Annotated in this window: 11 protein-coding genes; 8 read left to right on the forward strand and 3 right to left on the reverse strand. The window is 54.3% G+C overall.

What is annotated here, in order from left to right:
- Window positions 1-205: 205 nt before the first annotated feature.
- Window positions 206-1,117: a cation diffusion facilitator family transporter gene (locus ACTH3S_RS16090; RefSeq protein WP_441810026.1), complete on the forward strand. Its 912-nt coding sequence runs from the start codon at window positions 206-208 to the stop codon at window positions 1,115-1,117.
- Between the two features lie 32 nt (window positions 1,118-1,149).
- On the opposite strand, the gene ACTH3S_RS16095 is transcribed toward ACTH3S_RS16090, so the two are convergent.
- Both ACTH3S_RS16095 and ACTH3S_RS16100 read right to left on the reverse strand, forming a co-directional pair.
- Window positions 1,150-1,608, reverse strand: a complete 459-nt coding sequence (locus tag ACTH3S_RS16095) for a universal stress protein (RefSeq protein WP_441810027.1) — start codon at window positions 1,606-1,608, stop codon at window positions 1,150-1,152.
- Window positions 1,598-3,208: a BCCT family transporter gene (locus ACTH3S_RS16100; protein ID WP_441810028.1), complete on the reverse strand. Its 1,611-nt coding sequence runs from the start codon at window positions 3,206-3,208 to the stop codon at window positions 1,598-1,600. Before ACTH3S_RS16100 ends, ACTH3S_RS16095 begins: the two co-directional genes overlap by 11 nt.
- A 111-nt stretch (window positions 3,209-3,319) precedes the next feature.
- Between ACTH3S_RS16100 and cadR the strand changes: the two genes are divergently transcribed.
- Together cadR and ACTH3S_RS16110 are read left to right on the forward strand one after the other, a co-directional pair.
- Window positions 3,320-3,784, forward strand: coding sequence for a Cd(II)/Pb(II)-responsive transcriptional regulator (cadR, locus tag ACTH3S_RS16105; RefSeq protein WP_441810029.1), 465 nt, complete (start codon window positions 3,320-3,322; stop codon window positions 3,782-3,784).
- 87 nt (window positions 3,785-3,871) lie between these two features.
- Window positions 3,872-4,519: a cation transporter gene (locus ACTH3S_RS16110; RefSeq protein ID WP_441810030.1), complete on the forward strand. Its 648-nt coding sequence runs from the start codon at window positions 3,872-3,874 to the stop codon at window positions 4,517-4,519.
- Window positions 4,520-4,551: 32 nt separating this feature from the next.
- On the opposite strand, the gene ACTH3S_RS16115 is transcribed toward ACTH3S_RS16110, so the two are convergent.
- Window positions 4,552-5,469, reverse strand: coding sequence for an AEC family transporter (locus ACTH3S_RS16115; protein ID WP_441810031.1), 918 nt, complete (start codon window positions 5,467-5,469; stop codon window positions 4,552-4,554).
- Between the two features lie 189 nt (window positions 5,470-5,658).
- Here ACTH3S_RS16115 and ACTH3S_RS16120 point away from each other — a divergent pair, with 189 nt between their 5' ends.
- From ACTH3S_RS16120 to ACTH3S_RS16140, 5 genes are all read left to right on the forward strand, one after another.
- A complete protein-coding gene (locus tag ACTH3S_RS16120) occupies window positions 5,659-6,108 on the forward strand; it encodes a c-type cytochrome (RefSeq protein ID WP_441810032.1) in 450 nt (149 codons plus the stop codon).
- A 10-nt stretch (window positions 6,109-6,118) separates the two neighbouring features.
- The gene (locus ACTH3S_RS16125) at window positions 6,119-7,537 is read left to right on the forward strand and encodes a cbb3-type cytochrome c oxidase subunit I (RefSeq protein ID WP_441810033.1); all 1,419 of its coding nucleotides are present in this window, start codon (window positions 6,119-6,121) and stop codon (window positions 7,535-7,537) included.
- 66 nt (window positions 7,538-7,603) lie between these two features.
- Entirely contained in the window at window positions 7,604-8,572 is a 969-nt protein-coding gene (locus ACTH3S_RS16130) for a 4Fe-4S binding protein (protein ID WP_441810034.1), read from the forward strand.
- A 12-nt stretch (window positions 8,573-8,584) separates the two neighbouring features.
- Window positions 8,585-10,408 carry a nitric oxide reductase activation protein NorD gene (locus ACTH3S_RS16135; protein ID WP_441810035.1) on the forward strand — a complete coding sequence of 608 codons (1,824 nt, stop codon included), beginning with the start codon at window positions 8,585-8,587 and terminating at the stop codon, window positions 10,406-10,408.
- 1 nt (window position 10,409) lies between these two features.
- A partial coding sequence (locus tag ACTH3S_RS16140) for a cytochrome c oxidase subunit 3 (protein ID WP_441810036.1) occupies window positions 10,410-10,990 on the forward strand: 581 nt, incomplete at its 3' end.

The following is a 10,990-nucleotide window of genomic DNA, read 5'->3' on the forward strand; positions in this document are numbered from 1 at the left end:
ATCAGCACTGACGGTACAGCCAAGCGTTCCATAAATCATCCTTCGACGTTTCTAGAAGCGTATAAGCGCCATTCTCCAGTTAAAACCATATCTGCGAAATTCACAAAACCACGGCGTCCAGAGATAATCTGTATATAGCTTGACCCTGTATCAGCTATAGGGTTTTTACTGTCTCAAATTCACTGCAATCGTTCAGGGCGCACTCATGCACAACCACAGTCACGACCATGGTCACAGCCACGCGGAGCACTTCGATACCCACAACAAAGCTTTTGCCATTGCTGTCTTTCTTAATCTGGGGTTTGTGGTTATTGAGGCCGTTTACGGCGTGTTGGCCGGCTCTCTTGCACTGCTGGCCGATGCCGGGCACAACCTGAGCGATGTTCTTGGGTTGGTAATGGCTTGGGCTGCAAGTTGGCTGGCCAGCCGCAAAGCCACAGACCGCAATACTTACGGCCTCAAGAAAACCACCATTTTGGCGGCTCTGTTTAACGCGTTGTTTTTAATTGCGGCCGTGGGCGGTATTGCCTGGGAAGCGATTCGGCGGTTCAACGATCCAGCCGACGTGGCCGGACTAACGGTCATAATTGTAGCGGGCATTGGCGTGCTGATTAACGGCATTACCATGCTGCTGTTCCTTAAAGGCCAAGAAGGTGATCTGAACATTCGCGGGGCGTTCCTGCACATGGCTGCAGATACGCTGGTATCGGTAGGCGTGGTGGTTGCCGGGGTGGTTATCCTGGTTACCGATGTACGCTGGATTGATCCTGTGGTCAGCCTGATGATTGCAGTGGTAATTTTTATTGGTACCTGGCGACTCCTGAAAGACTCAGTGAGCCTTGCGGTGGATGCTGTCCCCAAAGGCATCAACCCTAGCGATGTGGCTGAAAAACTGCAGGCACTGCCCGGTGTGGAGTCCGCTCACCACTTGCATATCTGGGCGCTCAGCACCACAGAAAACGCCCTGACCGTGCACCTTGTAAAACCGAATTCCGGAGACGACGATCAAGTAATAGAACAAGCCACTCACATGCTGAGCGACGACTTCAACATTCAGCATGTGACGATTCAGTGGGAACGGGCCGTAGCTGGCTGCCCAAACACTTCTGGGTGTTGATGACCCTGAAAGCCTCGAAGCATTGAGCTGGTTTAGCGCTTGTCTACCGTGCTGCCCTGGGCCTTCGCAGGAACCGGCAGCACAAGTGCCGCACAGCATGCATTAACCGCCACATATTCAACGGTGGCGCGGCGCAATGGCCAGAGGCTACCAGCGCCTTTGGACACCAAAATAATCAAATCGGCACCTATATTGGCCGCCAGCGCAACCAGCTTCTCACCGGGTGTGCCGGCTACCACGTGAAGACTGGCGCTGTGCTGCATGGGCAGATATTTGCGCGCCAACAGGCTCAAGCTTTCCCTCACCTCGGTCTCCCGATCTTCGGGCGTGTCTGCGGTAACATGGGGAAAGAAGCCGGTGCCACCAGGGGCAAATATCGTGGCCAAATGTAACTCGCCGCCATCACTCAGCAATCTCACGCCTTCTTCAAGTGCCCGTTTGCCCTCGCCATCGTCTTCGTAATCTATGGCTAGCAGTATTTTACGGTACATTCTGGCTCTCCTGTCCTTCCTGTTTCGTCACGGTAACGGCTTCCACCTGCGGGAAAGCGCGCCCTTGCACAAGTTCGCTTACAGAATACCCGCGATAATCGGCTCTGAGCGCACGGAATAACGAGACCGCCATAAAAACCAGCAATATGCAGAACGGTAGGCCAAGAGAGGTAATCACGTTCTGCAGCGCATCCAGCCCGCCTGCCAGAAGTAGCGTTGCCGCGATAAAACCCTGAGCCGCAGCCCAGAAAATTCGCTGGCGCACCAAGGATGGTTGATCATCCCGGCGGGTGAGCATATCAATAACTAGAGATGCGGAATCGGATGAGGTTGTGAAGAAAATAACGATAATAATAACGCTCAATAACGAGGCCACATTGGCCAATGGGAAAGCCTCAAGAAACGCGAAAATAGCCACCGAAGGATCTTGTTGCACCTGTTCCGCCAGCGCCACAGTCCCATTCGCTTCAACATGGATAGCGGAAAGCCCGAACACGCCAAACCAAACCAGAGTGAAAACGGTTGGCGCGAATAGCACGCCGGCAATAAACTCACGAATCGTCCGGCCCCGGGAGATTCGGGCAATAAAGATACCCACGTAGGGCGCCCAGGTAATCGTCCAGGCCCAGTAAAACAGCGTCCACTGGCGCTGCCAGTCTGATTCGGTAAATGTCTGTGTCCAGAAGGCTAGCCAGGGCAACGCATCAAAATAATCACCAACGCTCTGAACCATGCCCTCGGCAATGAAAACCGTAGGTCCTATCACCAATACAAACAGAACTAGCAGCAGCGCCAGCACAATGTTGACCTGAGATAAACGACGCACGCCCTTGTCTAGCCCCAGTGCCACCGACGTCGCGGCGATGCTGGTAATCACGGCGATCAACAACACCTGAACCCATCCTGTTGAAGGAACGCCAAACAGGTAAGACAGGCCGCTGTTAAGCTGTAACGTACCAAGCCCAAGAGAGGTAGCCACACCGAACAGAGTGCCCAGTACGGCAATCACATCCACAGTCCAGCCCAAGGGGCCGTATATCCGCTCACCCAGAATGGGGTAGAACAAGCTGCTAATGCGCATAGGGAGGTTGTGCCGGTAGGCAAAGTAAGCAATGGCAAGCCCGGGCATCGCAAATATCGTCCAGGTGTGCAGGCCAAAGTGATATAGCGCTACCGTCATCGCATCGCTGGCTGCGCGATCACTGCCAGCAACAACCCCCTCAAACGGGGGATTGGCAAAGTGGGAGACCGGCTCCGCTACGCCCCAGAACATCAAAATGGTGCCAATGCCGGCGGCAAACAGCATGGTAAACCAGGTGAGGTTGGAATAATCCGGCCGGGCATCATCAGCGCCCAGGCGGATAGCGCCATAACGGCTTACCGCAAGCCCGAGCAAGAACAACAAGAGTGAAGTCACAGAGAGGATATAAAACCAACCGAGGTTTTGCGCAACCCAGCCGGTTAGAGAGCCGAAAGTATCCGCAACGGCTTGGTCGAAAGGTATGGCTAGCATAACAAACAGCGCCGCTATACCGGCGGATGTAAAAAACACGCCCGGTATAGTCTGCAGTCCAAGCAAACGTTGCAGCCGCTCCAACAAGGTGAGCCTCCCTGTAAAAGTCCACAAATGATAGGGTGATCTAATACCATAACCAAAACAGCTCCACCCCGACACCAGCCAGATCAATAATAACCAGGAAGTGCAGATACAATGAAAATAGGTGAGATAGCCAAACACTCATCCGTTGCCGTGGAAACCATTCGATACTACGAGAAAATTGGTTTGCTGCCGGCACCCGATCGGGACGCCAGTGGCTACCGCGCCTACCGAACCGCGCATCTGGATCGCCTGTTGTTCATCAAACGCTGCCGTAATCTTGATATGGCCCAGGATGAAATTCGCGAACTGATTCGGTTTTCCGAAAACCCCGACGCCGACTGCCACCAAGTAGATGCACTTCTGGCCCGTCACTTGGACCATGTACGCGTTCGCTTGAAAGAACTCGCTCATCTCGAAAAAACGCTGCAACAGTTACAAAAAGCCTGCTCGGATACAGGTACAGTTCAGGAATGCGGTATTTTGGGAGGGCTTAGTTCCGAGATGGAGGATTTGCATAACAAGCACAGCGACCAAGACAATCACGTACCGGGCACCCACAGGCCGGGCAAGGGTTAAATAATTCGATGAAAACTGACTGCCTAGTGTTGACCCTGTAGTAGCTATAGGGCTTTCAATACAAGCCTATCTGTAAAGGAGGTGTTTATGGCATGCAGTTGCTCTGGCCCCGAGCCACAATCCCCGGCCCCGGGTTTTCGTCGCGCGCTTTGGATTGCCCTGTGGGTAAACTTGGCCATGTTTTTCGTGGAAGGCGTTGCCAGTTTGCAGTCTGGCTCGGTGTCATTGATGGCAGACGCCATCGACTTTTTTGGCGATAGCGCCAACTATATTCTGTCACTTTCGGTTTTGTCGCTGGGCATGCTCTGGCGGGGCCGTGCGGCCATGGTCAAGGGCATTACCATGGCGGTATTCGGTACGATTGTTTGGGCGCGTGCGCTGTGGGTAATGCAGCAAGGAACCACCCCCGAACCCTTCACAATGGGGTCAATTGGTCTGCTTGCGCTGATTGCGAACCTGGCCGTTTTATTTGTGCTTTTTCGATTTAGAGAGGGTGATTCCGATATGCGCTCGGTCTGGCTATGCAGCCGAAATGATGTCATCAGCAACCTGGCCGTCATGGCAGCCGCGCTGGGGGTTTTCGGCACGGGAACCGCGTGGCCAGACCTTGCCGTTGCTGCGGTTATGGGCACCTTGGCCATAACGGCCGGCATCAGTGTAATACGCCATGCCCGGGCTGATATTGCTGCGGCAAGCAGCCACGCCAGCGCAGCCCCTAGGGCTGAAGTCCACTGACAGACCGGTGATGGCGGCAGAATAATATCGGGCTAGAACGCCAGCGAGATCATCACCGGAATAAACACCAACGCAAAGAGCGTACTCAGCATTACTGTACCTGCAGCCTGCCGGGGAGAGGTATCCAGCAACGTTGCAATCACGACCGTGTTGGCCGCGATGGGGGTAATGGAAATAAGGAAAATAGCCTTGTGTACCGCCGGCTCATAAATACCCAGCACCTGTGAATCGAGCCACCAAAATGCCGTTGCGAGCAGCGGCCACACTACAAACTTGCCCAAAAATGCAAAAGCAGTAAACCGAAGGTTGCCCACCAACCCGCGAAAACTGCTAATGCTCATACCAATAATCATCATGCCCAGAATGCTGTAGGCACCGCGAAGGTTGTCGAAAAGCGGTACAAACACATCGGGAATGCCGATGCCTGAAAGGTTGAGCGCCACAGCCACCAAAAAGGCATAAACCGAAGGCAGTTTTGCCACCCGCCACAGAGACTCTTTTAAATCATGCCGGCCACGGGCCGCAAGGTAGAACCCCACCGAACTCTCAAACAGGGTAACGCCCAGCATGCACACAATATAAATGGCCAGTCCTTCTTTGCCGAACAGCAGCAAAGCCACGGGCACACCGAAATAGCCAGTATTGCCAGAGCCCACGCACAACGGAATAATGCTGGCGCTGCCATCGGTAAGCACTCGCCGCGCCCATTGAAAGTGGGCAATAGCCAATACAGATGCAAACCCGAACACCAAAAAAGGCAGAAGAATCACTTCCGGAGAGAGTGGCGCCGCCATCACACCGGAAAACACCACAGATGGCGTCACAATGTAGAGCATGATGCCGGCAATGTGCTTACCACTAGCCTCCAGAAAGCGACCAGCCACCCAACCAAGGGCAACGGTTATGTAAAGCGGAATCAACTTGATAAACAACGCTAGTGCTGCGGCCATGGTGGCTCCGGGCATGCAGGTTCAAAAAAATCAGGCTGTGAATTCTACCACCTACCTCTCTGGAGGTAACTCCCCGGCGCAATGGTGTGATTTCTTGTCATGATTGATAATCGTCAATAGCATTTCGAATACATCTTTATACCCTAGTAGGGCACTCAGGTATTCCACAACGACCAAGGAGAGAGACCAATGGCCGAACGCTTTACCAAAAGCATGGCCAGAAACATATATTTGGGGGGGAGTACGTTCTTCATCCTGCTGTTTCTGGTTCTGACTTTTGATACTCAATCCCGGGCAATGCCCGAACGAGATAACAGAGAGGAGCTTACCGAGGAGGTAGTCCGGGGCAAACACGTCTGGGAAAACAACAACTGTGTTGGCTGCCATTCCATCATGGGTGAAGGTGCTTACTTTGCACCCGAACTTGCCAACGTATTTGACCGCCGTGGCGCGGGCGACAGCGACATCTTCAAGGCTTATATGAACGCCTGGATGAACGCCATGCCCACCAACGTGCCCGGTCGCCGGCAAATGCCGCAATTCAACCTAACCGACCAGCAAATCGAAGATCTGGCGTCGTTCCTGGAGTGGACATCGAAGATCGACGATAACGACTGGCCGCCCAACATTGAAGGCTAAGGAAGTAAACATGAAATACGAGTCCCAACGGGCCGCGATGCCCTACTTTGTCTTCGCTCTGGTTCTGTTCGCCGGTCAGATTGTGTTCGGCCTGATTCTGGGTTTGCAGTACGTGGTGGGTGACTTTCTGTTCCCGGAAATACCCTTCAACGTTGCGCGTATGGTTCATACCAACCTGCTGATCGTGTGGCTATTATTCGGCTTTATGGGTGCAACCTATTATCTGGTACCAGAAGAAGCGCAAACCGAGCTATACAGCCCGTTGCTTGCATGGATCCTGTTCTGGGTTTTTGCTGCGGCTGGCACCCTCACCATTCTCGGCTACCTGTTTGTGGACTACGCTACTCTGGCGGACATCACTATGAACAAATTGCTGCCCACCATGGGCCGGGAGTTTCTGGAGCAACCCACTATCACCAAAATAGGCTTAGCTCTGGTGTTTGTCGGGTTCATATTCAATATCATGATGACCGCCCTCAAAGGCCGCAAAACCGTGGTCAATATTATATTGATTACCGGCCTGATCGGTTTGGCAGCACTGTGGATGTTCTCCTTTTACAACCCCAGTAACCTGGCCACCGACAAGTACTACTGGTGGTTCGTCATACACCTGTGGGTTGAAGGCGTATGGGAACTGATCATGGGCGCCATCCTGGCCTTCGTGCTGATCAAAATCACCGGTGTAGACAGGGAAGTCATCGAGAAGTGGCTGTACGTCATCATTGCCATGGCGCTGATTACCGGCATCATCGGCACCGGGCACCACTACTTCTGGATTGGGCCATCGGAGTACTGGCTGTGGCTGGGCTCTGTGTTCGGGGCACTGGAACCCCTGCCGTTTTTCATGATGGTGTTGTTCGCCTTCACCATGATCAACCGGCGTAAGCGTAACCACCCCAACAAGGCTGCCACGCTATGGGCCATGGGCACCGCTGTGATGGCTTTCCTGGGCGCAGGCGTGTGGGGCTTTCTGCACACTCTGGCACCGATAAACTACTATACCCATGGCAGCCAGATCACGGCGGCCCACGGCCATATGGCGTTCTACGGCGCCTATGTGATGATCGTGCTCACCATCATTTCCTACGCCATGCCAATCATGCGTGGCCGACCTTACGGCAACAGCAACACGGCTCAGGTGGTGGAAATGTGGGGCTTCTGGCTAATGACCATCTCCATGGTGTTCATAACGCTGTTCCTCACAGGTGCAGGCATCCTGCAAATCTGGTTGCAACGTATTCCGGAGAGCGGTGAAGCCCTGTCGTTCATGGCTACCCAGGAAAACATCGCACTGTTTTACTGGGCGCGCATGATTGCTGGCTGCTTCTTCATGGCGGGTCTTGTGGTGTATCTGTGCAGCTTCTTTATCAAGGGACAAGCGTCTTTTGACGAGGAAGTTCACAGCGGCCCTGCACTGAAAGACGCCTAACCCCGCCATTCTTTAACCCATCAGGGCCGGAACAGGTTTCCGGCCCGGCTAATCTGGAACTGAATTGTGACCGTGCAGCAGGCGAACCCCAAGGACAACCTACAAAGCAAGCGGCTGACAACCCGCGCCGCTTTCTTTGGGCTGTTCCTGCTGGCACCGGTCTTGAATATTTTTCGCTATGACTTAACGGAAACCCGGTTTGTATTGTTCGGGTTTCCGCTTTCTTTCAACCTGAATCTCGACTGGGTGGCGCAAAGTTCTCCTATGGACGTCGCCAGCCAGGTTTTGCTGTGGTTTATTCTTCCCATTCTGGTGTTGGTTCCCCTTGTATTGTGGGTTGCCTGGAAATGGGGGCGAATTTATTGCGGTTGGCTGTGTCCCCACTTCTCCGTGGTAGAAACCATCAACAACCTGATGACACGCATTACCGGCCGCCCCACCCTCTGGGAGGCCCTGAAAAAAGGTCGTCATGGCAAGGTTGTACACTGGGCCGGCTTGACGCTGGTGTGCGCGTTGATCGGTTTTTCCTGGGCTCTGGCGCTGCTTTCGTACTTGCTGCCGCCTATCCCACTATACGCCGATTTGGTCACTGGCAATCTGAGCTTTTATCCGGCCATTTTTCTCGCTATAGCAACCACGATTTTTACCCTGGACTTTCTGTTTGCGCGCCACCTTTTTTGCAAATACGGCTGCGTATTTGGCGTTGTACAGAGCATTGCCTGGATGACCCACGGCCGCGGACAATTGGTCACCTTCGACACCACTCGCGCAGCCGCTTGCCGCGACTGCACAAAAGCTTGCGACGCCGCCTGCCCCATGCGGCTGCCAACCCGCAGTCACAAACGCGCTAAATTCTCGTGCACCCAATGCCTGCAATGCGTGAGCGCTTGCCGTGAGGTGCAAAAAGACAATCCCGAAGGCAGTCTGCTGCACTGGCAGCCAGGCGAGCCAAGCCGGCAGACTGTTTTGATCCCTATACACCAGCTAACTACCAGCCACCAACCCCACAACAAACCCGCCAGCAAGCGGGCGTAATAGGAGCTCGAGATGGAAGAGTGGGTCGGCTACAAATGGCATGAGTACATTACCCGCCAGGCTCTGGGTGAATTTCCCGAGCACGCCGTTTACTTGAAAGACGAGGCTCGCAGTCTGGGCATTGTGTTCCGCGCCTTTGGGGGCGACCCTGCCCTCAGTTTGGTGACAGCAGAACCCAGACACTTTCGCCTGCGCCGCCGTTTTTTGCACAAACTCGCGGGTACCCACCGGAAATTTGAACTGGCCTGGCGGGATGAGCAGAACCTGCGTCTTCCTGAAAGAGTGGCCAAATTCCCATCCAAAAGCTTAAACCGGGATCTCTATATCTGGCTGGCCGCACTCGCGGCTTCGCCGGATACCACAGATCGTGACTGGTTTACCGGTAATCAGGCGCTGGTTCAAGATGTCATCGTGCGTTGGCCGGGGCTGGAAACCGTTTATCAGCGCCTGGTTAAGTATGTTTTGCACTGGCGCCCAGAGCCAGAGAACCTGTCTGAAGCCGAAGCCAGCCGCGAACAGGCCATCCGGCAAGCACTTATCCACCCGGGCAGTGTGCCTGCCCTGCCCGCTGCTGACACCGACCCATGGCCAGTCATCCTCTGGTTATACCCGGCACTGGAACAAGGGAAGGCCAACGGACCGGTAACCGGCGATGAGGACACTCAGTCTAGCCCCGGAGGTCTGACGAAGAAAAACAAACGCCGGCAGGCAGAGCGAGTAGAGGCTTTCGATCGCGATCAAGGACTGATGATTTTTCGCCTGGAAAGCTTGTTTTCCTGGACAGACTTCATTCCGGTGGACCGTGCGGGCGATGACACAGACGAAGAGGATGCCGAGTCGGTTGCGGATGATATGGACATGATCTCCGTTTCCAATGACCGCAAGGAAACGTCGTCATCTATCAAATTTGATCTCGACCTGCCCTCAGAAGAACATGACGACTTGCACCTTGGCCCTGGCATTCACTTGCCGGAGTGGAACTGGCGTAGCCAAAGCTATCGGGAGGCCTTCTGCTGCCTGCAGCCCATGCTGGCAAAAGACGCCGAGGACGCAGATCTCCCAGAAGCCTTACGCCGGCCGGCAAAACGCTTGCAACGACAGTTCAGCGCACTAAAGCCACTCAAACAATGGCAAAAACGGCAACTGGACGGCGATGAGCTGGATCTGGACGCTTGCCTGGAACGAGAAGTTCAGAACCGGCGCGGCCAGGGGGCTATCGACCAGAAACTGTTCCGGCGCTGCCAGCAGAACCAGCGCGATCTCGCCTGTCTGGTACTGGCGGATGTGTCGCTGTCGACCGAAACTTATATAAACAACCATCAGCGGGTCATAGATGTCGCCCGGGATGGCCTGCAACTGCTTAGCGAGGCCCTGCAAGCCAGTCGCGATCCGTTCGCCTTGTTTGCGTTTTCATCACGACGGCGTGACCACGTAAGGTTCCATCACCTGAAAGGTTTTGATGAAGCCTATACCAGCACCATTCGGGGCCGGATTCAGGCGCTGGAGCCAGGTTTCTATACCCGCATGGGCGCCGCGATTCGCCAGGCCACAAAACTGCTGGTGGCACGCCACGAACATCAGAAGATCCTTTTGTTGCTCACAGACGGCAAGCCCAACGATCTGGATCAGTACGAAGGCCGATACGGCGTGGAAGACACGCGCATGGCGGTGCAGGAAGCCCACAAAGCGGGTCTTACGCCGTTTTGCGTCACCATTGATGACGATGCCAGCGAATACCTGCCCTATGTGTTTGGCAGCAATAATTACGTGGTGATCCGCGACCCGGCACAGCTACCGCTGCAGCTACCAAAACTTTATCTGAACCTGACACGTTGATATGGCGGACCCAGCTCTTGAACCCAACCCGGCAGCCGATACCCGACAGCTTCCGGGCGATCTCGCGGTATGGATCTTCATTTTTGCCGAGCTAGCGGTATTCGGCATTCTGTTCATCGGCTTCGCCGTCGCCCGCAGCCTAGACCCAGCCACATTCCACGCCGGTCGTGAGGTTCTTCACCCCTGGATCGGGTTACTGAATACCGCTGCGCTGATCACCGCCAGCTATTTGGTCGCGACCGCCGTAAACCAGTTTCGTAACAAACTCTCCGGCGTGCAATGGCGCCTGTGGCTTGCCGTAGTGGTTTCCAGCATTTACACCGTTGGCAAGCTGTATGAATACGTGAATCTGTATAGCCAGGGTTATAACCTGGGCACAAACACCTTCTTCATGTTCTATTTCTTCCTCACCTTCTTTCACTTCATGCACGTGACCCTGGGGCAGATTATTCTGGCTACGTTAGCCGTAAAAATCGGCAATGGAGACTACGACGGTTCCGATATGAATGGCATGGAGTCTGGTGCCTCTTACTGGCACATGGTGGATCTGGCGTGGCTGGTGCTGTTCCCAATAATTTACGT

The organism is Marinobacter sp. (assembly GCF_052094685.1).
Classification (GTDB): Bacteria; Pseudomonadota; Gammaproteobacteria; order Pseudomonadales; family Oleiphilaceae; genus Marinobacter.

What these genes read in the sequence shown, in the direction of transcription:
- ACTH3S_RS16090 (WP_441810026.1), top strand. Translation starts at nt 206, where the DNA reads ATGCACAACCACAGTCACGACCATGGTCACAGCCACGCGGAGCACTTC.
- ACTH3S_RS16095 (WP_441810027.1), bottom strand. Translation starts at nt 1,608, where the DNA reads ATGTACCGTAAAATACTGCTAGCCATAGATTACGAAGACGATGGCGAG.
- cadR (WP_441810029.1), top strand. Translation starts at nt 3,320, where the DNA reads ATGAAAATAGGTGAGATAGCCAAACACTCATCCGTTGCCGTGGAAACC.
- ACTH3S_RS16110 (WP_441810030.1), top strand. Translation starts at nt 3,872, where the DNA reads ATGGCATGCAGTTGCTCTGGCCCCGAGCCACAATCCCCGGCCCCGGGT.
- ACTH3S_RS16115 (WP_441810031.1), bottom strand. Translation starts at nt 5,469, where the DNA reads ATGGCCGCAGCACTAGCGTTGTTTATCAAGTTGATTCCGCTTTACATA.
- ACTH3S_RS16120 (WP_441810032.1), top strand. Translation starts at nt 5,659, where the DNA reads ATGGCCGAACGCTTTACCAAAAGCATGGCCAGAAACATATATTTGGGG.
- ACTH3S_RS16125 (WP_441810033.1), top strand. Translation starts at nt 6,119, where the DNA reads ATGAAATACGAGTCCCAACGGGCCGCGATGCCCTACTTTGTCTTCGCT.
- ACTH3S_RS16135 (WP_441810035.1), top strand. Translation starts at nt 8,585, where the DNA reads ATGGAAGAGTGGGTCGGCTACAAATGGCATGAGTACATTACCCGCCAG.